20 protein-coding genes are annotated in these 23,206 nt (G+C 67.7%); 9 read left to right on the top strand and 11 right to left on the bottom strand.

Annotation, left to right across the window (positions count from 1 at the left end):
- Positions 1-47 precede the first annotated feature (47 nt).
- Complete coding sequence (gene mazG / locus AC3A56_RS03740) at positions 48-851, top strand: nucleoside triphosphate pyrophosphohydrolase (protein ID WP_487769381.1); 804 nt, start codon at positions 48-50, stop codon at positions 849-851.
- Between the two features lie 53 nt (positions 852-904).
- Here the strand turns inward: mazG and AC3A56_RS03735 are convergent, their stop codons facing one another.
- Positions 905-1,408 carry a hypothetical protein gene (locus AC3A56_RS03735; protein ID WP_487769380.1) on the bottom strand — a complete coding sequence of 168 codons (504 nt, stop codon included), beginning with the start codon at positions 1,406-1,408 and terminating at the stop codon, positions 905-907.
- A 150-nt stretch (positions 1,409-1,558) separates the two neighbouring features.
- Here AC3A56_RS03735 and AC3A56_RS03730 point away from each other — a divergent pair, with 150 nt between their 5' ends.
- Complete coding sequence (locus AC3A56_RS03730; protein WP_487769379.1) at positions 1,559-2,344, top strand: DUF4097 family beta strand repeat-containing protein; 786 nt, start codon at positions 1,559-1,561, stop codon at positions 2,342-2,344.
- 9 nt (positions 2,345-2,353) lie between these two features.
- Here the strand turns inward: AC3A56_RS03730 and AC3A56_RS03725 are convergent, their stop codons facing one another.
- From AC3A56_RS03725 to AC3A56_RS03715, 3 genes are all read right to left on the bottom strand, one after another.
- Positions 2,354-3,493, bottom strand: coding sequence for an SLC13 family permease (locus AC3A56_RS03725; RefSeq protein WP_487769378.1), 1,140 nt, complete (start codon positions 3,491-3,493; stop codon positions 2,354-2,356).
- 128 nt (positions 3,494-3,621) lie between these two features.
- The gene (locus AC3A56_RS03720) at positions 3,622-6,099 is read right to left on the bottom strand and encodes an ABC transporter permease (RefSeq protein ID WP_487769377.1); all 2,478 of its coding nucleotides are present in this window, start codon (positions 6,097-6,099) and stop codon (positions 3,622-3,624) included.
- Positions 6,096-6,794, bottom strand: coding sequence for an ABC transporter ATP-binding protein (locus tag AC3A56_RS03715; protein WP_056717834.1), 699 nt, complete (start codon positions 6,792-6,794; stop codon positions 6,096-6,098). The genes AC3A56_RS03720 and AC3A56_RS03715 overlap by 4 nt, the downstream gene beginning before the upstream one ends.
- Between AC3A56_RS03715 and AC3A56_RS03710 the strand changes: the two genes are divergently transcribed.
- The 3 genes from AC3A56_RS03710 (at position 6,793) to AC3A56_RS03700 (ending at position 9,322) form a co-directional block, all read left to right on the top strand.
- Complete coding sequence (locus AC3A56_RS03710) at positions 6,793-7,440, top strand: arylesterase (RefSeq protein ID WP_056717835.1); 648 nt, start codon at positions 6,793-6,795, stop codon at positions 7,438-7,440. The two genes, AC3A56_RS03715 and AC3A56_RS03710, sit on opposite strands and share 2 nt — an antisense overlap.
- Positions 7,441-7,524: 84 nt before the next feature.
- Positions 7,525-8,256 (top strand): response regulator transcription factor, encoded by a 732-nt coding sequence (locus AC3A56_RS03705; RefSeq protein WP_056717836.1) that lies wholly within the window; start codon positions 7,525-7,527, stop codon positions 8,254-8,256.
- Positions 8,257-8,368: 112 nt separating this feature from the next.
- Positions 8,369-9,322, top strand: coding sequence for a sensor histidine kinase (locus AC3A56_RS03700; RefSeq protein ID WP_235577719.1), 954 nt, complete (start codon positions 8,369-8,371; stop codon positions 9,320-9,322).
- 67 nt (positions 9,323-9,389) lie between these two features.
- Here AC3A56_RS03700 and AC3A56_RS03695 read toward each other — a convergent pair whose 3' ends face one another.
- A complete protein-coding gene (locus tag AC3A56_RS03695) occupies positions 9,390-10,745 on the bottom strand; it encodes a 3-oxoacid CoA-transferase (RefSeq protein WP_487769376.1) in 1,356 nt (451 codons plus the stop codon).
- Between the two features lie 234 nt (positions 10,746-10,979).
- Here AC3A56_RS03695 and AC3A56_RS03690 point away from each other — a divergent pair, with 234 nt between their 5' ends.
- From AC3A56_RS03690 to AC3A56_RS03675, 4 genes are all read left to right on the top strand, one after another.
- Positions 10,980-11,348: a BlaI/MecI/CopY family transcriptional regulator gene (locus tag AC3A56_RS03690; protein WP_056717839.1), complete on the top strand. Its 369-nt coding sequence runs from the start codon at positions 10,980-10,982 to the stop codon at positions 11,346-11,348.
- 37 nt (positions 11,349-11,385) lie between these two features.
- Positions 11,386-12,540, top strand: a complete 1,155-nt coding sequence (locus tag AC3A56_RS03685) for a M56 family metallopeptidase (protein ID WP_487769630.1) — start codon at positions 11,386-11,388, stop codon at positions 12,538-12,540.
- 58 nt (positions 12,541-12,598) lie between these two features.
- Positions 12,599-14,134: a M56 family metallopeptidase gene (locus AC3A56_RS03680; RefSeq protein ID WP_487769375.1), complete on the top strand. Its 1,536-nt coding sequence runs from the start codon at positions 12,599-12,601 to the stop codon at positions 14,132-14,134.
- A 98-nt stretch (positions 14,135-14,232) separates the two neighbouring features.
- The gene (locus AC3A56_RS03675; protein WP_487769374.1) at positions 14,233-15,234 is read left to right on the top strand and encodes an isoaspartyl peptidase/L-asparaginase family protein; all 1,002 of its coding nucleotides are present in this window, start codon (positions 14,233-14,235) and stop codon (positions 15,232-15,234) included.
- A gap of 12 nt (positions 15,235-15,246) precedes the next feature.
- On the opposite strand, the gene AC3A56_RS03670 is transcribed toward AC3A56_RS03675, so the two are convergent.
- The 6 genes from AC3A56_RS03670 to AC3A56_RS03645 all read right to left on the bottom strand — a co-directional run bounded on the left by AC3A56_RS03670 (position 15,247) and on the right by AC3A56_RS03645 (position 23,042).
- Positions 15,247-15,705, bottom strand: coding sequence for a hypothetical protein (locus tag AC3A56_RS03670; protein ID WP_056764093.1), 459 nt, complete (start codon positions 15,703-15,705; stop codon positions 15,247-15,249).
- On the bottom strand, positions 15,702-16,868 hold the full coding sequence (locus AC3A56_RS03665; protein WP_487769373.1) for a sialidase family protein: 1,167 nt from the start codon (positions 16,866-16,868) through the stop codon (positions 15,702-15,704). The genes AC3A56_RS03670 and AC3A56_RS03665 overlap by 4 nt, the downstream gene beginning before the upstream one ends.
- A gap of 171 nt (positions 16,869-17,039) precedes the next feature.
- Positions 17,040-19,295 (bottom strand): TonB-dependent receptor, encoded by a 2,256-nt coding sequence (locus tag AC3A56_RS03660; RefSeq protein ID WP_487769372.1) that lies wholly within the window; start codon positions 19,293-19,295, stop codon positions 17,040-17,042.
- Positions 19,296-19,493: 198 nt separating this feature from the next.
- Positions 19,494-20,078, bottom strand: coding sequence for a response regulator transcription factor (locus tag AC3A56_RS03655; protein WP_056717845.1), 585 nt, complete (start codon positions 20,076-20,078; stop codon positions 19,494-19,496).
- A 69-nt stretch (positions 20,079-20,147) separates the two neighbouring features.
- Positions 20,148-21,422, bottom strand: a complete 1,275-nt coding sequence (locus tag AC3A56_RS03650; RefSeq protein WP_487769371.1) for an ATP-binding protein — start codon at positions 21,420-21,422, stop codon at positions 20,148-20,150.
- Between the two features lie 69 nt (positions 21,423-21,491).
- A complete protein-coding gene (locus tag AC3A56_RS03645; RefSeq protein ID WP_487769370.1) occupies positions 21,492-23,042 on the bottom strand; it encodes a peptide MFS transporter in 1,551 nt (516 codons plus the stop codon).
- Positions 23,043-23,206: the final 164 nt, after the last annotated feature.

Raw genomic sequence — 23,206 nt, 5'->3', positions numbered from 1 at the left:
CTTGGCTTTCTCTCACTCCTCACTCCTCTCCACTCACTTTTCATCTCATGACCAAACACAGCCTCGATGATCTGCTAGCCATCATGGCGCGCCTGCGCGATCCGCAGAACGGTTGTCCGTGGGATGTGCAACAGGACTTTTCCTCGATCGCGGCCTATACCATCGAGGAGGCCTACGAGGTCGCCGATGCGATCGATCGGCAGGACTGGACCGACCTTTGCGACGAACTCGGCGACCTGCTGCTGCAGGTGGTTTTCCACGCCCAGATGGCCTCCGAGCGCGGCCTGTTCGAGTTCGCTGACGTGGCCCACGCGATCAGCGCGAAGATGCTGCGCCGCCACCCCCACGTGTTCGGCGACATGCGCTACGCCGACCTCACCGAGCAGATGCAGGCGTGGGAGCAGATCAAGTCGGCCGAGCGTGCGGCGAAAGGCGCGTCGATGGACGACAGTGCGCTGGCCGGCATCTCGACGGGCCTGCCGGAGTGGAAGCGCGCCTACAAGCTTCAGCAGCGCGCTGCCGCCACCGGCTTCGAATGGCCGGGCCCCGAGCCGGTGCTGGAGAAGCTGGCCGAGGAAGTGGAGGAGGTGCGGGTCGAATTCGTCAACGGCGCCGATCCTGCGCGCCTGCAGGATGAAATCGGCGACGTGCTGTTCGTGATGGTGAACCTGGCACGCCACGCCGGCGTCGACTTCTCGCAGGCGCTGCGGCATGCCAACGCGAAGTTCGAGCGCCGTTTCCGGCAGATGGAACAGCTGGCCGCGGCCGAGGGCACGGCGTTCGCCGAGCGCACGCTCGATGAACAGGAGCAACTGTGGCAGCGCGCCAAGCAGGCCGAGCGGGCATCCTGAAACGGCGCGATGGCCGGAGCCATCGCGTCGCCCGTTCTTCGCCTCGGCGGAACCTACTTGGCCGCGGGGGCAGCCTGGCCGGCACGCTGCTGCCAGGCGGCGCGCATCTTCTCGTGCTCGGCACGCATCTTCGCCTCGTTGGCCAGGTTTTCATCCAGCCCCTTGCGCAGGGTGGCGATCGCCTGATCCACGTTCGCCGGCTGCGCTTGCAGGCGAGCCAGGCGCTGGTAGACGTAGTCACGCACCTGCGGGTCCTGCGACTTGGCCAGCACGTCGTTGTAGACCGCGGCCATCTCCTTGCCGCGGCCGGCCTGCGTGTACAGCCGTTCCAGCGCATGCAGGTCGCCGATCACTCCGTCGTGCCCGCGGCCGTGCCCGCGATCGAAGCCGTGCGAGCGCATGCGCATCGCGTCGCCATGGTCGCCCGGGAGGATGTGCATGGACTTGCCCGTTTTGGCGGGCGGTGCCGGCGGCGGCGTATTCTGGGCCATCACGAAGGTGGCCGATCCGGCGATCATCAGGGCCAGCGTGGAAGCGAGCAGGGTCTTGCGATGCATGGTCTGTCTCCGTGATGGGTACACAGCCGGAACGCGGCGGGGCGGCACGGGTTGACCGGCGCGCTCGTGTCGCCCGGTTGCAACCCTTTGGCGGGCAGCGGCATCCCAACCGGTGTCGACCCACCGCGTCCATCCCTCAAGGAGAGTTCCATGCGCCGTATTCTCACCGCAGCCCTGCTGCTCGCCCCGTTCGCCTGCTTCGCCGCCAGCCCCTGCAAATATGAGGCGCCGCGCAACCTGCAGCTGGACCTGGCCGGCGTGCACGGCGTCCAGATCGACGTGCACAGCCAGGATCTGCACCTGACCGGCAGCGACGGCAACAAGGGACTGACCCTGACCGGCCGCGCCTGTGCATCGAGCCAGGCGGTGCTGGACAAGTTGCAGGTCACCCAGCGTCGCGACGGCGACCAGCTGCTCATCGACATCGGTGGCGATGGCGGCGGCTTCACCCTCAACCTGTTCGGCGGCGACTCCTACGCCAGCCTCGAAGTCACCATGCAGTTGCCCGCCAACCTGCCGGTGACCTTGCGCGTCGGCTCCGGCGACGCCGACGTGGCCGGCGTGCAGCAGCTGCGGGCCAGCGTGGGATCGGGCGACCTGCACGTGCGCCAGCTGTCGGGCAAGCTCGGCGCCAGCGTGGGTTCGGGCGATGTCGACGCCACCGACATCGGCAGCCTCGACCTGGGCTCGGTCGGCTCCGGCGATTTCAAGGCCGAGGGCGTCAAGGGCGATGCCCGCATCGGCAGCATCGGTTCGGGCGACGTCACCCTGCGCCAGGTCGGTGGCAGCGTGCGCGCCGACACGCTGGGCTCCGGCGACCTCGACGTCAGCGACGTGGGTGGCGATTTCAACCTGGGCGCCAAGGGCAGTGGCGACGTCAATCACTCGGGCGTGAAGGGCAAGGTCAGCGTGCCGCACGACAACGACGACGACTGATCGGGCCGGTCAGCCCAGCCAGCGCCACGCCAGGTAGGCCAGCGGCGCACAGACCAGCAGAAACGGTATCGAGACCCGGTGCAGCAGCCGCAGCCCCTGCGGCTGCTTCGCCAGGCGCAGGGCGATCAGGTTGGCCAGCGAACCGATCGCCACGCCAAAGCCGCCCACGTTCACCGCGACCGCCAGCGCGATCGGGTCCGCCGTACGCTCCAGCAGCAGCACCGTCGCTGGCACGTTGCTGATCAGCTGGGCGGCGACGATGCCGCTGGCGTACAGGGTCAGCGGATGATCGAGGTCGAGCCGGTCCAGCGCCTGCTGCACCAGCGGCAGGCTGGAAAAATGGCCGAGCCCGACGAAGATCGCGGCGAAGGTGGCCAGCAGCAGCCAGTCGATCCGCGCCAGGCTCGGCCGCGCCAGCAGCGCATACGACAGCAGCAACAGCCCGGCCCCCAGCGGCGCCTGGCCGTATTCCATGGCGATCACCATGCCGACCAGGGCGGCCATCGACCATGCGCCCAGCCGCGCCGACATCACGGCGCCGTCGATCCGGTGCGGGTTCAACGCCACGCGGTCGCGCGGCAGCCACAGCCAGGCGAATCCGGCGACCAGCACCAGCATCACCATCGCCGCCGGCAGCATCGCCGCGGCGAAGTGCAGGAACGGCAGCTTCGAGTGCTGCCACAACAGCAGGTTCTGCGGGTTGCCGATCGGGCTCAGGGTGGAGCCTGCATTCACCGCCAGGGCTTCCAGCACCACCATGCGCAGCACCGGCAAATTCGAAACGCTGCCGATCGCCAGGGTCAGCGGCACGATCAGGAACAGGCTCACGTCATTGGTCAGCACCATCGACAGCAGCGCCGTCGCCACCACCAGCAACAGGCCCAGGCTGCGCAGCGAATGCGCGCGCGCCACCACGGCCACGGCGGCATGCTGCACCAGGCCGCTGTCGCGGATGCCCTGGATCGCGATCAGCAGGCCGGTGAGGCCCGCCAGCGTGGGCAGCTGCAGCCAATGCCGATAGCTGCCCGGTGGCTGCGGATCGAAGATCGCCAGCGCGATGGCCAGCACCGCGAACAGGCACAGCAGCCACTCGTCCGCGAGGCGCTGGCGCAGGGTTGCAGTCGTCGGCGGCGTCGGGCGGGAGGGCATCGGCGCAACTCTATCAGTCGCGCCGGGCGTTCCGTTCAGAGCCTGCGAGGAAAACCGCTTCCTGTGGTTTTCCTCCAGCGCACGTCCGGTCCATGTCCGGCCTGAGAGGTTGAAAGACTCACAACCGCTCACCCCTCGCGCAGCAGGCGCATCGGCGGCGTGCGGCTGACCTTGCGGGTGCCGGCCAGCCCCAGCAGCATCACCACGAAGGCCGCGAGCAGCGCCGCCAGTACCAGTGGTGCGAACGGCGGCACGAAGCCGTCGATATGGAACACGGCCTGGCCCAGCCACAGGCCGGCTCCCGCTGCGCCGAACGCGGCGGTCAGCCCGGCCACCAGGCCGAGCAGGGCGAATTCGCAGGCGGCCGCCACGCGCAATTGCCCCCGGCGGGCGCCCAGCGTGCGCAGCAGCGCGGCTTCGTGGCGTCTTTCCGCCGCGCTGGAGGCGAGCGCCGCGATCAGCACCAGCGCGCCGGCGAGCAGGCTGAAGCCGAGAATCCAGCGCACCGCATTGCCGACCCGCTCGATGATCTCGCGCACCCGATCGAGCAGCGCATCGACGTCGACCAGACTGAGGTTCGGATAGTCGCGCGACAGCTGCGCCAACTGCGTGGCATGGCCGCGGGCAAGGTGGAAGCTGGCCAGCCAGCTGTGCGGCAGGTCGCCCGCGTGGGCCGGATCGAGCAGCAGGAAGAAGTTGACCCGGAACGAGCTCCAGTCCACCTTGCGCACGCTGCTGACGGTGGCGTCGATGCGGCCTTCGCCCACGTCGAAACTCATCGTGTCGCCCGGCTTCAGGGCGAACATGTCGCGCCACATGGTGTCGACCGAGACCTCGGCCCGCGCCGGATGCGCGCCCTGCCAATGGCCGGCGACCACCTCGTTCGCGGGCGGCAGCTCGGCCGACCAGGACAGGCGCAGCTGGCGGTCGACCCATTCCTTCGCGCGCGGGTCCTCGAAGTGCAACTGGTCAATCGGCCGTCCGTTGATCGCGGTGAGCTTGCCCACGGCCAGCGGCAGCATGTTCAGCTGGTCGCCGCCCGTCGCGGCCAGCGATTGCGCGAAACCCGGGCGCTGGTCGTCCTGCAGGTTCAGCGCGAACCAGTTCGGTGCGTCCGCCGGCAGCTCCTGACGCCAGCCCTGCAGCAGCGAGGGTGCCACCACGGCCAGCAACAGCAGCGCGCACAGCCCCAGGCTGAGCGCGGTGGCCTGGATCACGCTCAACGCGGGGCGTCGCGCCAGCGCGGCCAGACCCAGGCGCAAAGCCGGATGCGCGCCAGGCGCAATGCGGCGGGCCAGCCACAGCAGCGAGCCGGAAAGCAGCGCTGCGATCAGCGCCACGCCGAGCAGGCTGGCGGCGAGGATGCCGGCCAGCTGCAGCGAGCTGCTCTGGGTCCAGATCAGGCCCAGCGCCACCAGCAGCGGAATCAGGTACAGCGCATCGAAGCGGCGCACCCGTCGCTGCAGGCTCTGGCGGAACACCGCCACCGGCGGCACCTCGGCCAGCCGCGCCAGCGGTGGCAGGGCGAAGCCGACCAGCACGGCGATCCCCATCGCCGCGGCGGCGAATGCCGGCAGCAGCGGCAGCAGGGTCGGCACGTTGCCGAACAGCTGGCTGGCCAGCAGCCAGGCCAGCTGCGACAGCCCCAGCGCCAGCACGATGCCCAGCGAGGTTGCCGGCACGGCCAGGGCGGCGAGCGTGCCCAGCAGCAGTGCCAGCACGCGCCGCCGCGGCGTGCCCAGGGCGCGCAGCAGGGCGACTTCGGCGGTCTTGCGACGAGCGTAGCGCTGCGCCGACAGCGCGATCGCGATGCCCGCCAGCAGCGCCGAGAGCAGGGCGGTCAGGCGCAGGAAGGCACCGGCACGGTCGAAGGCGCTGCGCATGCGTTCCTGGGTCTGCTCGGGCGTGATCAGTTGCGCGCCCTGCGGCAGGCCGGTCGACTGCGTCCAGTCACGCCAGCGTTGCACGGCCGCGGGCGTGCCGGCCAGCAACAGGCGATGACGGGCGCGACTGCCGACGCCGAGCAGGCCGGCCTGTTCGGCATCGGCCAGGTTCATCAGGGCGCGCGGCGCCAGCGCCAGCAGCTCGCCGCCATCGGGCTGGCGGATCAGTTCGGCGGCGATGATCAGTTCACGGCCGCCCAGCTGCAGCGGCTGGCCGACCTTCAGATTCAGTGCGACCAGCGCACGATGGTCGAGATAGACCTCGCCACTGGCCGGTCCGCCGCTGCGGCGCTCCGCGGTGCCGCCCAGTTCCAGCGTGCCTCGCAGCGGATAGGTCGCATCGACCGCCTGCACGTCGAGCAGCTGGGCCTGTTCGTGGGCGAACGCCACGCTGGGAAAACTGGCGGTGCGGGACAGCGACAGGCCGTCTGCACGCGCCTGCTCGGCGTAGGTTGCCGGCAAGGCCTGTGGCGAAGAGATGCCCAGGTCGCCGCCGATCAGTTCGGCCGCGCTGGCCAGCATGCCGCGTTCGATCCGCGTGGCAAGGGTGGCGACCACGCCGAGCGCGACCACGGCCAGCACCAGCGACGCGGCCAGCGTGCGCAGTTCCGGCAGATGCCATTCGCGGCGCAGGCTGCGCAGGGACAGGCGCCACAGGTTCACGCGTGCTCCCCATGCGCCGGCAGCACGCGCCCTTCCTCCAGCTCGATGCGCCGATCGCAGCGTGCGGCCAGGGTGGCGTCATGGGTGACCAGCACCAGGGTGGTGTGGTGGTCGCGGTTCAGGGCGAACAGCAGGTCGCAGATGTGGTGGCCGGTGCGCTGGTCGAGGTTGCCGGTGGGTTCGTCGGCGAACAGCACGCGGGGGCGGTGGACGAAGGCGCGGGCGATCGCCACGCGCTGCTGCTCGCCGCCGGAGAGCTGGGCCGGGTAGTGCCGGCGGCGCGAGCCCAGTCCCACCGCTTCCAGCGCGTCGCGGGCGCGGGCGCGGGCGTCGCTGCTGCCCTCCAGCTCCAGCGGCAGCATCACGTTTTCCTCGGCGGTCAGCGCCGGCAGCAGATGAAACGACTGGAACACGAAGCCGACCAGCCGCCGGCGCAGGTCGGCGCGGGCCTCCTCGTCCAGCGTCTGCAGCGCATGGCCGTCCAGCACGATGCCGCCGCTGTTCGGCGTATCCAGGCCGGCCAGCAGGCCGAGCAGGGTGGTCTTGCCGGAACCGGAGGCGCCCACGATGGCGAAACTTTCGCCGGGGCGGATCTGCAGGCTGACCTTGTCGAGGATGTCCAGCCTTCCCTCGGGGCCATCGACCGACTTGCTAACATCGCGGGCTTCAAGCAGCGGTCGGGAAGAATCACTCATGCGTCGAAGCCTTTGTTGGTGGTTGTGCGGCGGGTTGTTGTTCGGTTGGCTGGGCACGGCGCAGGCCGCCACGCCGAACACCGTGCTGGTCCTGGGTGATTCGCTGTCGGCCGCGCACAACATCCCGGTCGAGTCCGGCTGGGTGCATCTGCTGGATGCGCGTCTGTCCACCATGGTGCCGAAATGGACCGCGGTCAATGCCAGCATCAGCGGCGAGACGTCGTTGAGCGGACGCAACCGCCTGCCGACCCTGCTGAAGAAGTACCACCCCGCCGTGCTGGTGCTGGAGTTGGGCGCCAATGACGGCCTGCGTGGCCTGCCGTTGCCCGCGCTGCGCGCCAATCTCGACGCGATGATCGTGGCGGCACAACAGGCGAAAGTGCCCGTGCTGCTGGTCGGCATCGAGCTGCCGGTGAACTACGGCCCGCAGTATCGCGATGGCCTGCGGGCGATCTATGCCGACCTCGCCCGCAGCCGCGGCACGGCGCTGGTGCCCTTCCTGCTGCAAGGCATCGCGCTCGACCCGGCGAAGATGCAGGCCGACGGCATGCATCCGGTCGCGGCGGCCCAGCCGCAGGTACTCGACACCGTGTGGCAGCAGTTGCAACCCCTGTTGGGCCGGGGAGCCAAACCCAACGGTCTCTGAATCGTCGCTGGTCGTTTCACATTCCCCTCACCTTGGCGCCGCTTTCATCTTCACTTATGTGAAATCACGGATGGGATTGACGACATGACCGTACACGACGAGCAAGCAGGCCTGATTCTGTTGGTGGAAGACAACCGCCAGATCGCCGAGATGGTGGGCGAATTTCTCGAACGCCGTGGCTATTCCGTCGATTACGCGGCCGATGGGGTCAGCGGCCTGCACCTGGCGGTGTCCAACAGCTATGACGTGCTGGTGCTGGACCTGATGCTGCCGGGACTGGACGGACTGGAGGTCTGCCGCAAGCTGCGCAAGGAGGCCAAGAAATCCACCCCGGTGCTGATGCTGACCGCGCGCGACACGCTGGAAGACAAGCTTGCCGGGCTGGAAGCCGGTGCGGACGATTACCTGGTCAAGCCGTTCGAGGTGCGCGAGCTGGAAGCCAGGGTGCGCGCCCTGATCCGCCGCGACCGTCGCCAGGTCTCCACCGAGGTGCTCACGGTGGGCGACATGACGCTGGATACCGCCACCCTGCAACTGACCCGCGAGGGCCAGGAGCTGACCGTCTCGCCGATCGGCCTGAAACTGCTGGCGATCCTGATGCGCGAGTCGCCCCGCGTGGTCAGCCGACGCGACATCGAGCGCGAGATCTGGGGCGACACGCTGCCCGACTCCGACACCTTGCGCTCGCATCTGTACAACCTGCGTCGGGTCATCGACAAACCCTTCGCACGCCCCCTGCTACACACCATCCATTCGGCAGGTTATCGACTCGCGGATCTGGAATCCGAAGTCGCTTCCTCGCCCGAGACGGCGTGACCCGAAGTGACCGTGACAGAGATGGCCATGACCGAGATGACAAGTACAGGAAATGGATAGCCGGGTCACCATAGCCGCATCACCGACGGGTGCGTTCCGTCGACGCATTGCCATGGTTTTCGCGTTGCAGTTCGTGACGGTGGTCTTCGTCTGCGTGCTGGGCATGTATAACGTGATTCCCACGCCCCTGGTGATTGCGGTGATCGTGGTGATCACGGCGCTGGCATGGTTCATCACCCGGCGGGAATGGCGCCCGGTACGGGCGCTGGCACGCGTGGTCAACCGCTGGGACGGCCAGTCGCCGGACCCCGGACTGCTGCGGGTCGAACAGTTGTCGGCGCATACCGATGCGGACGTGGCCTCGCTCACCCGCGGATTGCACGGCTTCGCCGTGCGCCTGGCCAACTACAACCAGCGTGAGCGCAACTTCACCCGTGACGCCAGCCACGAATTGCGCAGCCCGCTCACCGTGATCAAGATGTCGGTCGACATGCTGGCCGAGGAAGACGGGCTCAGCGACTTCGGCAACCGTTCGGTGCGCCGCATCAAGCGCGCCACGCGCGAGATGGAAGTCCTGGTGGAGGCCCTGCTGGTACTGGCGCGCGAAGCGGACAGCCCGATGGACGATCGCCATTTCATCGTCAACGATGTGCTGCAGGAAGAACTGGAGGCCGCCCGCGAGATGCTGTCGGGTCGGCCCATCGAGTTGCTGCTGGAAGAGCCTGCGCGGTTTGCCCTGCAGGGCTCTCCGCAGGCATTGTCGGTGCTGTGCTGGCAGCTGATCCGCAACGCGTCCCAGCAGACCGAGCAGGGACGGGTGGTGATCAGCGTGCTGCCGGGGATGATCAGCGTACGCAATCATGCCGAGGTGCTGGAAACGGGGTCCGCCCATTCCCCGCCGGTGGGAAACGTGGACCGGCACGGTTTCGAGCTGGCGATCGCCCAACGGATCAGCGACCGTTTCGCCTGGTCGCTGGAACTGCAGACCCTGCCCGGCAGGGAGAACGTGGCAAGCATCCACTTTCCGCATCCGCTGCCCGCCGAGGTGGTGGAAGCCGGCTTGTAAAGCGGACATCGTCTGCCGGCACGTCCGCTTCAGAAGCGAGGCGGGCCGTGCCCGCCGCGCTTGAGCGTCACGGGGTCGGCAGTGCCACGTCGAACGCGCAGCCGGTCTTCGCCTTCACGTCGTCCAGGCTCACGCCTTCGTTGAGTTCGAGCAGGGTCAACCCCTTGCCTTTCTCGACCGCGAACACGCACAGGTCGGTGATGATCAGGTCGACCACCTGCTTGCCGGTCAGCGGCAGGTCGCACTGCTCCTTGATCTTCGGCGAACCGTCCTTCGCGCAATGCTCCATCAGCACCACCACGCGCTTGACGCCGCTGACCAGATCCATCGCCCCGCCCGGGCCCTTGACCATCTTGCCTGGCACCATCCAGTTGGCCAGGTCGCCGTGCGCGGAGACTTCCAGGCCGCCCAGGATCGACAGGTCGATGTGGCCGCCGCGGATCATCGCGAACGAATCGGCGCTGGAGAAGAAGCTGGAGCCGGGCAGGGTGGTGATGGTCTGCTTGCCGGCATTGATCAGGTCGGGATCGAGCTGGTCCTCGGTCGGGAACGGGCCGATGCCGAGCAGGCCGTTCTCCGATTGCAGGGTGACGCTGACGCCCTCGGGGATGTAGTTCGCCACCATGGTGGGGATGCCGATGCCCAGGTTCACGTAGAAGCCATCCCGCAGTTCCTGCGCGGCGCGCTTGGCCATCGCCACGCGGATCGGGCTTTCCTTCGCGCCGACCACGCCGGCGAGGGTGCGGAACTCGATGCGCTTCTCGTACTTCGCGCCCTGCACGATGCGGTCGACGTAGATGCCCGGCACGTGGATGTTGTTCGGGTCCAGTTCGCCCACCGGCACCAGGTGCTCGACCTCGGCCACGCAGGCCTTGCCGCAGGTGGCGATCATCGGGTTGAAGTTGCGCGCGGTCTCGCGGAACACCAGGTTGCCGTGCGCGTCGCCCTTCCACGCCTTGACGATCGACAGGTCGGCGGTGATCGATTCCTCCAGCACGTATTCCTTGCCGCCGAAGACTTTGGTCTCCTTGCCCTCGGCCAATTTGGTGCCGAAGCCGGTGCGCGTGTAGAAACCGGGGATGCCGGCGCCGCCGGCGCGCAGCTTCTCGGCCAGCGTACCCTGCGGGGTCAGGTGCAGTTCGAGTTCGCCGGCCAGCGTCTGCCGTTCGAATTCCTTGTTCTCGCCGACGTACGATGCGTAGACCCGCTTCACCTGATGCGTCTTCAGCAGCGGACCCATGCCGAAATCGTCCACGCCAGCGTTGTTGCCGACGATGGTCAGATCCTTCGTGCCGGCTTCGAGCAACGCGCCGATCAGGTTCTCGGGGATGCCACACAAGCCGAAACCGCCAGCCGCGATCGTCATGCCATCGACCAACAGACCATCAAGGGCCTTCGCGGCGCTGGGATAAACCTTGTCCATTGCTGTGCCTTCCTGCAGGGAGAGTCAGCTGACAAGGATACGACGGATTGCACCGGATCGACCTTGTACCAAGGTCCGAGGCCTGCGTGTCCACTTAGGAGTCACGTCGTTCCGACGACCCCTGCATCGGGTTCCGGCGCTGCGGCGAAACGGTTCCTGCCCACGCGAAAGAGGCTTGACGCAGTCAATTACACGTGTAAACATCATTCCACTTACACATGTAAACGGTGCCCCATGGCAATCAGTGAAGCCGAAGCCGTCGTGATGGACGTGTTGTGGCGCGAAGCGCCGCGTACCGCCGAAGAAATCCTCGCCGAGGTCGGCCCGGCGCAAAACTGGCAGGAAGGCACGGTCAAGTCCCTGCTCAACCGCCTGCTGCGCAAGAAGGCCGTGCACGCCGAGCGCGACGGCCGCCGCTACCTCTACACGCCGCTGCTGACCCGCGAGCAGTACGTGCAGCAGGAGAGCAAGGGCCTGCTCGACCGCCTGTTCGGCGGTCGCGTGGCGCCGCTGGTGGCGCACTTCTCCGAGCAGCGCAAACTGTCGAAGAAGGACATCGCCGAGCTGCGCAAGCTGCTGAAGGAGCTCGACGATGAGCAGTGAGGCCGCGATCGACTGGCTCGGGCGCGGCTGGTTGCTGGTGCTGGCCTTCACCGCTGCCGTGCTGGTGGTGGCCCTGCTGCGCCGGCCATGCCGCCGGCTGTTCGGCGCCGAGCGGGCATTCCAGCTGTGGCTGTTGCCGCCATTGGCGATGCTGGCCAGCCAGCTGCCGCATGTGGCTGAAGCGCCGGTCGTGGTGCTGTCGCCGGTGGTGATCGCGATCACCTCGGCCGCCGCTGCATTGCCGGTGCATGCGGCGGCATCAGGTGCCATCGACTGGCGCGTCCTTGCGATGCTGGCCTGGGTCGCCGGCAGCGTGTGCAGTCTGGTGCTGGCCGCGCTGGTGCAGCAGCGCTACCGGCGCTGCCTGCGCGGAGCCACCGCCATGCCCTTCTCTTCGTCGCGCTGGCCGGTGTTGCGCGCCGTCGGCACGGATGTCGGCCCGGCTTTGGTCGGCGCCTGGCGTATGCGCATCGTGCTGCCGGCGGATTTCGAGCAGCGCTACGACGCCAGCGAACGCATGCTGATCCTCGCGCACGAGACCGCGCATGCGCGCCGCCACGACGGCTGGTGGTGCCTGTTCGCCCAGCTGACGGTCGCGCTGTTCTGGTTCCACCCGCTGGCCTGGTGGGCGCTTGCCGCACTTCGCCACGACCAGGAACTGGCCTGCGACGCCGCCGTGCTGCGCGAACACGGCGAGCAGCGGCGCAGCTATGCGAACGCGATGTTGAAGACCCAGTCGGCCGCATTCGCGCTGCCGGTGGGTTGCGCCTGGTCTCCTCGTCATCCACTCACGGAGCGCATTGCCATGTTGAAGCTGCCTCGGCCAGGTCGTGTTCGTCGCAGTATCGGAATGATGACGGGGCTCTCCCTCGCGGCGGTCACGATGGGCTCGGTCTACGCCGCGAGCACGCCTCCCGACTCGCACATGACGACAAAGGCCAGTGCTGCAACGAGCGGCCGGCTGCAATTGGTTCGTCTGGTGGCCAGGAATCAGCCTGTGCGGGCCGCCGCCGTGTCGCTCGCCGCGAGGTCGGGGATGACGCTGGTCAATCCGGAGGCGCTCACCAACACCCTTATCACCTCGATGGATTTCGATGAAATCCCCGTCGAACTGGCCATGAAGATGTTTGCCGACATCAGCGACAAGGAGGCCGTGTTCGAAGGCAACCAGGTGCGCTTCGAGAAGAAGTAATCCATGACGCGAGCCGTTCGTGCATTGCGACCGATCAAGCTGTTGAAGGAACCCGACGATGAGCAATGAACTCGCAGCGATTGACTGGTTGGCACGCGGTTGGTTGCTGGTCCTCGCCTTCACCGTCGCCGTGCTGGTGGCGGCCCTGCTGCGCCGGCCATGCCGCCGGCTATTCGGCGCCGAGCGCGCATTCCAGCTGTGGCTGCTGCCGCCATTGGGGATGCTTGCCAGCCAGCTGCCGCATGTGGCTGAAGCGCCGGTCGTGGTGCTGTCGCCGGTGGTGATCGCGATCACCTCGGCTGCCGCTGCATTGCCGGTGCATGCGGCGGCATCAGGTGCCATCGACTGGCGCGTCCTTGCGATGCTGGCCTGGGTCGCCGGCAGCGTGTGCAGTCTGGTGCTGGCCGCGCTGGTGCAGCAGCGCTACCGGCGCTGCCTGCGCGGAGCCACCGCCATGCCCTTCTCTTCGTCGCGCTGGCCGGTGTTGCGCGCCGTCGGCACGGATGTCGGCCCGGCTTTGGTCGGCGCCTGGCGTATGCGCATCGTGCTGCCGGCGGATTTCGAGCAGCGCTACGACGCCAGCGAACGCATGCTGATCCTCGCGCACGAGATCGCGCATGCGCGCCGCCACGACGGCTGGTGGTGCCTGTTCGCCCAGCTGACGGTCGCGCTGTTCTGGTTCCACCCGCTGGCCTGGTGGGCGCTTGCCGCACTTCGCCACGACCAGGAACTGGCCTGCGACGCCGCCGTGCTGCGCGAACACGGCGAGCAGCGGCGTAGCTATGCGAACGCGATGTTGAAGACCCAGTCGGCCGCATTCGCGCTGCCGGTGGGTTGCGCCTGGTCTCCTCGTCATCCACTCACGGAGCGCATTGCCATGTTGAAACAGCCTTCACCGAATCGCCGACGCCAGGGTGCCGGAGCCGTCGCCGGTTTCGCTCTCGCCATCATCGTGGGCGGTTCGGTCTATGCCGCCAGCGCGCCGCAGGCGACGCACACGAGTCCCCCAGTCGCGGGAGCGCAGTACCAGCTCGACATGCAGGTTGAATTGTCGACCGATGACGGGCACAGGCGTCATGCGGAAACAGCGGCGATGGCGCTGTGCACGCTGTCGGGCAAGACGGCGACGGCAAGCGTGGGTGAAGTGATGGTGGAAGCAACCGCCGTGCCTGTCGATGGCCAGCTGCGCATCGATCTGGCGGTGGGCAGCAACGGCACCGCGTCGCTTGCGCATAGCCGGTTGCGCGGCGCGTTGGGCCAGACCTTGCACGCCAATGGCAAGGGCGTGGATGGCAAGCAGGCTTATGTCATCGACATCACGCCCCAGGCAGGCTGCCCGGCCCAGGTGCTCGCCGAGGCATCGCCGATCAAGGTGACCGAGCACATCACGAACGGCACCACGCGCGCTGCGGCGGAGTCGATCGCAAAGAAGGCGGGCTGGACTCTGGTCAATCCGGACGCGCTGGGGCAGGGTGCCGTGACGCTGTCGTTCAACGACATGCCGGCCGGCACCGCATTGCAGCGGGTGGCCGACCTTGCCGGCGTGAAGGTTGAGCTGGAGGGCAAAAAACGGGTGCACTTCGCGCCGAAGTGACGCGGAAGGATGGCTATACTCGCCCGGTCACCGTCCGGGAGAGTGTCGTGAAATCGCGTCATCTGTTTGCCGCCCTTGCAGCCATCGGAATCACCGCCATGAGCCATGCCGCCGTGTCACCCGTCCTGGTGATCCACGGCGGTGCTGGCGTGATCAAGCGCGACATGACGCCGGCCAGGGAGCAGGCGGTACGCGCGGCGATGACGCAGGCTTTGCAAAACGGCTACGCCGAGCTCAAGGCGGGCAAGTCGGCGCTGGACGCGGTCGCCGCCGCACTCGCCGTGCTGGAGGACGATCCGAATTTCAACGCCGGCAAGGGCGCGGTGTTCACCCATGACGGCAGGAACGAGCTGGATGCGGCGATCATGGACGGCTATACGCTGCGTGCCGGCGCGGTGGCCGGCGTGCAGCGGGTGAAGAATCCGATCCTGCTGGCCCGCGCGGTGATGGAGCATTCGCCCCACGTGATGCTTTCCGGTGACGGTGCCGAGGCGTTTGCGAAGGAGCAGGGCATCACCCTGGTCGATCCCGCTTATTTCCGCACCGAGGAGCGCTGGCAGCAGTTGCAAAAGGCATTGAAGGAGGACGCAGCGAAGCAGCCCCATGCGGACGTCGAGACGGCCAGACATTTCGGCACCGTGGGCGCGGTGGCACTGGATGCGCAGGGCCACCTGGCTGCCGGCACGTCCACCGGCGGCATGACCGACAAGCGCTGGGGCCGCATCGGCGATTCGCCGATCATCGGCGCCGGCACTTATGCCAACTCGGGCTGCGCGGTGTCGGGTACGGGCTGGGGCGAGTTCTACATCCGCACCGTGGCCGCGCACGAGATCTGCATGAAGGTGACCCAGATGCGCGTGCCGCTGAAGCGCGCCGCGGCCGAGGTGATCAACCAGGAAATCCCGTCGATGGGTGGCAACGGCGGCGCGATCGCGCTGGATGCGGAAGGCCACATCTCGATCCCGTTCAACACCGATGGCATGTACCGCGGCTGGATCGGCGCCGACGGCGTACCACACGTGGCGCTGTACGGTGACGAGGACGATGGCACCACCGAGATCCCCGAGCCGGCGCCGGCCGAGAGCGTCGCCCAGCCGTAAGCGCGCGGTGCCCTACAGGAGCTTGCGCAGCTGCGCGGGCGTCAGCGCGCCGCTGATGCCGAGCCGGCTGCCGTCGGCGCGGATCATCAGCACGCGCGGTGTCTCGCCGCCCCAGTGCGGGTCGAGCAGGAAGTTGATGCGTTCGGGCGACGCTTCGGCGTAGGCGCGGTTCGGATAGCCGTCCATCTTCATACCGCGCAGGCGCGCCTCGATCGTCGCGGCCTGCTCGATGCCGTCGGTGGTCACGAGCACCAGCTCGATCTCGTCGGGATGCTGGCCTTGCAGTCTGGCCAGCGCCTGCAGGTTCGGTTCGCAGTAGGCGCAATCGAGCGCCCACAGCGCGATGATGCGCTCGCCGTGCGCCGGTGGCTTGAGCAGGGCGGCCACGTCATCGGCGGCCAGCGGTTGCAGCGAACCGGCGCAGGCCAGTGCTGGCAGCAGCAGGAACAGCAGCGGCAGCAGGCGCTTCATGGCGCTGTCCCGATCAGGCGAAATCCCTGCGCCGTATTCCAGGCCACGAAGGCCTGGCCCGACTTCGTCAGCAACTGCGGTGAGCCGACCGCGCCGCCGCTGTGCGCGATGGCGCGTTCCGCGTCGAAGTGCGCGCCGTTGTCGGTCGAGCGGCGCAGCATCAGCGTGTAGCCATCCGCGCCGACCTGGTTCCACACCACCCACACGGTGTGGCCGTGCACGGCCACGTCGGCGTGGCTGGCGCCGGCGGCGGCGATCGTCGTCGCGTGCTGCGGCGGGTGACCGGGATCGAGCTGGCCGTAGTGGATCGTGGGCGCGCTCTTCGCCTCGTACCACACCGCGTGGCGGACACCGTCAGCGCCGATCGCCAGGCCGGGACCGTGGTGCGGACAGCCGGCGATATGCCATTCGCTGAAAGTGGCGCGCCGGACCGTGCTGTCCCGGCCGTCCGTGCGCAACACGGCATAGGCGTGGTCGCGGATGTTGTCGCCGTAGATGCTGCGGAAGAACGCCGCGACGTGCCCGTCGGGCGTGTGCGCCAGCGCGATGCGGCAGCATTCGCAACTCTGGTCGACCAGCTTGCGCTCGGGCACGAAGCTGGCGCCGCCGTCCTCCGACCAGCTGTAGTAGACCGCAGCGCCGAGGTAGGGCTTGTTCGCGGCGTCGGCAGCGACCAGGTCGCGCTTGTCGATCCAGGCGATCACGATGCGGCCCTTGCCGTCCACCGCCAGCGCGTCGAAGCGATGGGTGATCTCGGCATGGTCATGATGCACGGTGAGCGGTTCGCTGAAATGCTCGCCGCGATCCGTCGAACGGGCGAAGCGCACGAAACCGGTCCACGGTGCGGTGCGCGGCTGCGACCAGCTGACGTAGATCGCGTCATGCGGCCCGAACGCGAGCTTCGGCCGGTTCTCGCCTTCGGCGTAGATGCGTTCCGCCACGGCGTTCACCTCGACCGGCGCGCTCAGCGTGCGGCCGTCATCATCGGAGTGGCGCAGCCGCACGTGACCGTCCGCCGCGTCCACCACGTACAGCCGGCCGTGACTGTCGAACGCGGCGCTGGCGCCAAGCTCGGGGCCCTTGGGCATGTCCATGTGCATGCCGTCGTGGGCGAACACGGCGGGCGAGAGCAGGCAGAGCAGGATGATCAGCAGGTGGCGCATGAATGCTCCTCGGGTTTTGCTCCTCCCCCTGCTTTCCCCAAAGGGACTTCCTTCGGTCGCAGGGGGAGGTTGGGAGGGGGTGCTTTTGACTTTGGCGATCAAGAGCGACCCCACCCCAACCCTCCCCTGCGAGCAGGAGAGGGAGTATCGCGCGCGGGGTCCGGCAGCTCTTCACAACTCCCAGCGCAGCTCGCCGAACCAGGTGCGGCCAGCGTAGGGATGGTAGACCCAGTAACGTTCGTTGGTCAGGTTGTCGACGCCGAGCGCGGCGGTCCAGCCGGGCGCGAAGGACCAGCGCAGCCGGGCGTCGGCTACGGTGAAGCGGCTTACCGCGCCGTAGCTGTCGACGTGGTCGCTGTTGTCCAGCGTGCCGTACTGGCGGCCGGAATGGCGGATGCCCAGCGAGGCGTCCCATTGCGGCGCGAAGCGGTAATCGGCGAACACGCTGGCGCGGATTTTCGGGATGCGCGGGAACAGCTTGCCGTTGGCCAGCGGATACTGGCTGTCGTCCAGGGTGCGGGCGTTGTTGAAGGCCACGCTGGCCTGCACGTCGAGTCCGTCCAGCCACAGGTTGGTGAGGGTGATCTCGCCCTCGAGCCCGCGGCTGCGCATGCGGTCGATGTTCTGCACGCTGGTGACCGTGGGGGTGACGGTGATGTCGGTCTGCGAATACAGCGAATCGGCGATGCGGTCCTGGTACAGCGAAATGCGCCAGTGACCGTTTTCCAGGTGGCGGTTCAGCGTGAGGTCGGTGGATTCGTCGATCTCGGGCCGGAGGTCCGGGTTGTTGTTGACGATCGCATTGGCCGACAGGCTGCCCTGGAACAGTTCGTTCACGGTCGGGTAGCGCACTGCTTTGCCATGAGCCAGGCGCAGTTCCCAGTCTTCGGCGAAGTCCCAGCTCAGCGCGGCCTTGGGCGAGAAGTCGGTGCGTTGCCGGTCGGCGTAGCGCAACGTGGTGTTGCCGTTGCTGCGCAGGCCGTCGTAGGCCCGCCATTGTTCCAGCCGGCCGCCCAGGGTCAGCGCCCATGCGTCGGCGAAACTCCATACATCCTGCAGGTACAGCGCGCGGGTCTGGCTGCGGCCACCGAACGCGCTGACCAGCGCGCCGTCGGCATCGCCCAGCCAGTGGCTGGCGTTGCGCAGCTGGCTGTCCAGCACGTAGCGATCGGCATGGATGCCGGCGTACAGCATGTGACGATCACCGATGGGACCGGAACTGCGCAGGTCGAGAGTGTCCCAGCCCGAGCCGGCCTTGTCGGCGACTGTGCCCGGGCCGTTGACGGGCCGGCCCGGTTCGGCGTTGTTCGCGCTGCCGGCCAGCGAGCGCAGGAAGTCGTAGTGGCTGGCCACCGCGGTCCAGCGCCAGCCGTTGTCGAGATGGCCGTTCAACTCGATGCCGTACAGCATGTGCGTGTCGCTGGCCGAGGAAGGCGCCAGGCCGCTGGCCGGCAGCGTCCAGGTCTGCCCGCCTGCGCTGATGACGCCGCCATTGACCGGGTTGCCGTCGCCGTCGCGGATCAGGCTGCGGGTGAAGTCCTCGGCGCGGTTGTGCCACCAGCCCACGGTGAACAGCGCGGCGACGTGCTCGCCCAGGTCGACGCCCACTTTCAGCTTGGCCTGGTCCTGCACGGTGTGTTCGATGCTGTTGGCGCCGTAGACCAGCCGCGCGCTGCCGTTCGGGTTGCGGTCGGCGGTGGCGCCGGTCACCGGCACGGCCAGGGCGGGGTCGCCACCGGCCCGGGCCGTGGCGTACTGCATCGGCTGGCCGCGGTTGTCGAGTCGGCTGTATTCGAGCAGCCAGCTCCAGCGGCCCTGCTTGTTGCCCAGCGTGGCGGCGGCCTGGTGACCGTTGTAGTGGCCGCCGGCGCCGTACGCGTCGTGGTAGTCCTGGCTGAAGAACTGGGTGCTCACGCTGGCGGTCAGCCGCTGCGGCAGCACGGTGTGGATCAGCACGGTGCTGCCCAGCGAATTGCCCGGATACAGCGCGGAATAGGGGCCGTACAGGATGTCGACGGCGCCGATTTCCTGCGGCGCCACCATGCCCCAGCGCGGCGCGCCGTCCCAGCCGTTGGTCATCAGGTTGGACAGCAGCAGGCCGTCGGCATAGACCAGGCTGCGTGCGCTTTGCAGGGTGCCGGCGTTGCGACCGCTGATCACCGCGTTCGGATCGCCGATGTAGCGCTTGCGTACCATCATGTTCGGCGCGTACTTCAGCGCATCGGCGCTCTCGGTGACGTTCTGCTGCTGCAGTTGCGCCCGCTTTACCCGCACCTGCACGCTGGGTGTCTCCATCACCATGGTGTCGCTGGCGTGCACCGAGACCGGTGTGAGGGTGGTGGTCTGCAGGGCGGTATCGGCGGCCGGCAGCGGGTTGGAAGACACCGCGAGTGCGACAGCGCAAAGGCCGAGCGGGAGGGCGTTCAAGCGATACTCTGGATGGGGGTCTAGGGTTGCAAGGATAGTCCGCTGCCATGCGCACGACAGATGGCGTGTTGTCGCAGCGGGGGACGGCCATGGGATGCACGGGCGCGGCGAAAGGTGCCGACGGCACGTAGGGCGGGCAATGCCCGCCGGCTCTTGCGGTTCCGGGAGAAGCGGCGGGCAGTGCCCGCCCTACGCGAATCAGTCTTCGCGTTCGGGCCGTTCGCGCACCGGGTGCTTGCTCAGCTTGCGCTGCAGGGTGCGGCGGTGCATGCCGAGGCGGCGGGCGGTTTCGGAGATGTTGCCGTCGCATTCGGTCAGCACGCGCTGGATGTGTTCCCACTCCAGTCGGCGCAGGGCAAGCGGCTGTTCCGGTGTGTCGGGCAGGTCGGCGTCGTCGGTTTCGCTGTCGCCATCGAGCAGGGCGCGCACCACGGCATCGGCGTCGACCGGCTTGGCCAGGTAGTCGTGTGCACCGCGCTTGATCGCCTCCACCGCAGTGGCGATCGAGGCGTAGCCGGTCAGCAGCAGCACGCGCAGGTCGGGCACCAGGGTGTGCAGTTCGGGGATCAGACGCAGGCCGTTTTCTTCGCCCAGCTTGAGGTCGAGCACGCAGTAGCGCGGATGGTGCCGGCGCGTCAGTGCGCGGGCCTCGTCGAAATTGCTGGCGGTGATCACCTCGAAGCCGCGCGAGCCCAGCGCACGCGCCAGTACGCGCAGGAAGGTGGCATCGTCGTCGACCAGCAGCAGCGGGCGCGCCGTGGCAGCTTGGGGCAACTCGGTCATCGCGGGGGTCCTGATGGTGATCCAGCGTCCATTCTTGCCGGAAGCGGCGCGACTTGCACGCGCGCCGGGCTATTTTTCGGCGATCACCGCCAGCGGCAGGCGCAGGCAGACCCTGGCGCCGCGTCCGGTATTGCCGGCAACCAGCTCGCCATTGAGTCGCTCCGCCGTGGCTTCGGCCAACGCCAGGCCGATGCCCAGGCCGGCCTGTTTCTGCGAATGACCCAGCGCGGTGATCTCCGGGTCATCGTCGAAGCCCGGCCCGTGATCGCGCACGCACAACTGCAGCCACGGCCCGTCGCGCGAAACCTCCAGGGCGATGGCGTCGGATTGATTGGCGGCCGAGGCGTCGACCGCATTGTTGAGCAGGTTGATCAGCGCATGGCGAAGCCCCGGCGGCGTGCGCAGAACGGTGCCTGCCAGCTCCGGATCGAGCGTCACCGTCAGCTCGGCTTCCGGTCGCAGCAACTGGAAGCGCTCCAGGCAGCCGTGGATGAACTGGTCGAGCCGCAGTCGCTCCGGTTCCTGCGACAGCTGCGCCTTGCCGAACGCGACCATCTCGCGAAGTATCGTGCGGCAGCGATCGACCTGGCTTTCGAGCAGCTCCAGGTCTTCGGACAGTGTGGCTTCGCCGGCGTGTTCGCGGCGCAGCTCCGGCAGCAGGGTGCGCATCGTCGACAGCGGCGTGTTGAGTTCATGCGCCGCACCGGCGGCCTGGGTGGCGATGGCCAGGATGCCTTCGTCGCGCAATGCGCGTTCGCGTATCCGCTGCACCTCGAGTTGCTGCAGGCGCAGGACGCGGGCCAGCCGGCTGATGAAAAACCCCAGCAGCACCGCGCTGATCACGAAGTTCACGCCCATCCCCGCGACGTGCAACGAGAAGCGGTTCGGTGAATCCCCGTGCATCGACATCGGCAGAGGTACATGCTGGTAAAGCAGGAGCACGTAGGCGATGCCCGCCAGTGCTGCCACGGCCAGGACCGCCCGCGCCGACAGCGCCGCGGCGCTCAAGGCGATCGGCACCAGCAGCAGGGTGATGAACGGGTTGCTGGCGCCGCCGCTGAAATACAGCAAGTAGCCGAGTACCAGGGTATCGAAGGCGATGTGTCCCACCGCCTCCCACTCGCCGAGCGGCCACGGCTGGGTCAGCCGCCAGGCGGCGAATACCGAAAACACCGCCAGCACGCCGATGCCGATCAGCAGGGGCAGCAACGGCACGTTCAGTCGCATCCACCAGGCGCAGACCAGTACCGCAGTGCTCTGTCCGGCGATGGCGCAGATCCGCAGCCAGGCCAGCGTCCGCGTCAGTGCAAACGGACCGATACGTTGGGCGGATCGGTGAGGCATGGTGATCTTCCTGGCTTGCTGGACGGTCGAAGCCCGCCGCGACATGCACGGCGGGCTTCGATGGACCACTTACGGCGTGTTGAATTCCTCGCTGCGCACCGGCGGCAGGGGCTTGTTGTTGGTCGCCGCATCGGAGTGGCTGGCCGACAGCTTGCTCATCAGCGGCAGCATCGCAATGGCGATCACCGTGCAACCCACGCCGGCGAGGCCGAGCTTGTTGAACAGCGCGGTATAGATCGGCAGCGACACCAGGGGGTCCTTGATGTCGGTGGGGATGCTGGCGAAGTTCGCCACCACGCTGCCCAGGTATTGCGAGATGCCCGAGGCCACGTAGTAGGCGCCCATCATGAATCCGCCCATGCGCGCCGGCACGTAGCGGGCGATCATCGCCAGGCCCAGGCCGCTGACCAGCAGCTCGCCCAGCGAGTACAGGCCGTAGCCCCACACCATGATCCACGACGACACCTGGCCGTTCACCGCGAAGCGGGCGCCCACGCCGTAGATGAAGAAGCCGATCGCCACCGCGGCGAAACCCCAGGCGAACTTCGCGGCCACCGAAGGATTCTTGCCGACCTTGCCCATGCTGTTGTAGATGAAGACCAGCACCGGGCTCAGCAGCACGATCCAGATCGCGTTGAGCGACTGGAACTGCTCGGGAATCCAGTTGAACAGGTGCCAGCCGAACAGGTCGAACGAGAGGTCGACGTTGCGCTGCGCGAACAGGTTCAGCGAGGTCGACATCTGCTGGTAGAAGATGAAGAAGAAGATCGTCTGCGCGACCAGTACCAGGGCGGCGACCAGGCCGGCCCGCTCATGCTGTTCGCTGCTGCGGATCAGGTGGATGAAGATGCCCAGGATCACCACGCCGGCGGCATACACGCAGATCCGCGCCACCATTTCATTCTGCAGGATGAAGGCCGACACGAAGACCATGCCGATGGCCGCCAGCGCCAGCAGCCCCAGCTTCCTCAAGTCGACCCGCTCGTCGTCGGCCGGCGAGCCGATGTGCTGCAGCGTGCGGTACATCAGCGAGTAGTTGATCAGGCCCAGCACCAGGCCGATCGCGCAGACGCCGAAGGCGGTGTGCCAGCCCCAGGCGTCGCCGTACTTCGCGCCAACGTAATCGCGGATCCACGGCGTCAGCAGCATCGAGATGGTCGAGCCGATGTTCACCGCCATGTAGTAGATGGTGAAGGCGCTGTCGATCTTGGTGTCGTCACCCTCGTAGATCTTGCGCACGAGGTTGCCGGCGTTCGGCTTGAAGAAGCCGTTGCCGACGATGATCACGCCCAGCGCCACGTACAGGAAGTAGGCGTTGTTGGTCGGGATCCACAACATCGCGTAGCCCAGCGCAAGCACCACGGCACCGATCAGCATCGTGCGGCGCGTGCCGATCAGCTTGTCGCCCACCCAGCCACCGATGGCCGGCGTCGCATAGATCAGCGCCGCGGCGGCGCCCCAGATCAGGTTGGCCTTGCTGTCGACGAAGCCGAGCTTCTTCACCATGTAGGTGACCATCAACACCTGCATGCCGTAGAAGCCGAAGCGCTCCCACATTTCGATCAGGAAGACGGTACTGAAGGACTTCGTCTGCGAGACGGGCGGGTTCTGGGTTGCCATAGATTTTCCGTGCGGGTTTCAGACCATGGCGGCGTGCTGGCACGCGCCTTCGGCATGTGATCCTGAACGGACCACAACCGACGAAGCCTAACCCATCCGCCGGCAGGGTGTAGCTGCACTGCGACATGACAGGTATGCACCGCAGGTGCTTGGGAAGGTGGCGC

The sequence above is a fragment of the Rhodanobacter sp. Soil_C_14 genome (assembly GCF_057657335.1).
This window is presented reverse-complemented; position numbering and strand designations above follow the sequence as displayed.

Bases quoted from the DNA above. Each gene is read 5' to 3' on its own strand.
- mazG (WP_487769381.1), top strand. From the start codon at position 48: ATGACCAAACACAGCCTCGATGATCTGCTAGCCATCATGGCGCGCCTG.
- AC3A56_RS03735 (WP_487769380.1), bottom strand. From the start codon at position 1,408: ATGCATCGCAAGACCCTGCTCGCTTCCACGCTGGCCCTGATGATCGCC.
- AC3A56_RS03730 (WP_487769379.1), top strand. From the start codon at position 1,559: ATGCGCCGTATTCTCACCGCAGCCCTGCTGCTCGCCCCGTTCGCCTGC.
- AC3A56_RS03725 (WP_487769378.1), bottom strand. From the start codon at position 3,493: ATGCCCTCCCGCCCGACGCCGCCGACGACTGCAACCCTGCGCCAGCGC.
- AC3A56_RS03710 (WP_056717835.1), top strand. From the start codon at position 6,793: ATGCGTCGAAGCCTTTGTTGGTGGTTGTGCGGCGGGTTGTTGTTCGGT.
- AC3A56_RS03715 (WP_056717834.1), bottom strand. From the start codon at position 6,794: ATGAGTGATTCTTCCCGACCGCTGCTTGAAGCCCGCGATGTTAGCAAG.
- AC3A56_RS03705 (WP_056717836.1), top strand. From the start codon at position 7,525: ATGACCGTACACGACGAGCAAGCAGGCCTGATTCTGTTGGTGGAAGAC.
- AC3A56_RS03700 (WP_235577719.1), top strand. From the start codon at position 8,369: ATGGTTTTCGCGTTGCAGTTCGTGACGGTGGTCTTCGTCTGCGTGCTG.
- AC3A56_RS03695 (WP_487769376.1), bottom strand. From the start codon at position 10,745: ATGGACAAGGTTTATCCCAGCGCCGCGAAGGCCCTTGATGGTCTGTTG.
- AC3A56_RS03690 (WP_056717839.1), top strand. From the start codon at position 10,980: ATGGCAATCAGTGAAGCCGAAGCCGTCGTGATGGACGTGTTGTGGCGC.
- AC3A56_RS03680 (WP_487769375.1), top strand. From the start codon at position 12,599: ATGAGCAATGAACTCGCAGCGATTGACTGGTTGGCACGCGGTTGGTTG.
- AC3A56_RS03675 (WP_487769374.1), top strand. From the start codon at position 14,233: ATGAGCCATGCCGCCGTGTCACCCGTCCTGGTGATCCACGGCGGTGCT.
- AC3A56_RS03670 (WP_056764093.1), bottom strand. From the start codon at position 15,705: ATGAAGCGCCTGCTGCCGCTGCTGTTCCTGCTGCTGCCAGCACTGGCC.
- AC3A56_RS03665 (WP_487769373.1), bottom strand. From the start codon at position 16,868: ATGCGCCACCTGCTGATCATCCTGCTCTGCCTGCTCTCGCCCGCCGTG.
- AC3A56_RS03655 (WP_056717845.1), bottom strand. From the start codon at position 20,078: ATGACCGAGTTGCCCCAAGCTGCCACGGCGCGCCCGCTGCTGCTGGTC.
- AC3A56_RS03650 (WP_487769371.1), bottom strand. From the start codon at position 21,422: ATGCCTCACCGATCCGCCCAACGTATCGGTCCGTTTGCACTGACGCGG.
- AC3A56_RS03645 (WP_487769370.1), bottom strand. From the start codon at position 23,042: ATGGCAACCCAGAACCCGCCCGTCTCGCAGACGAAGTCCTTCAGTACC.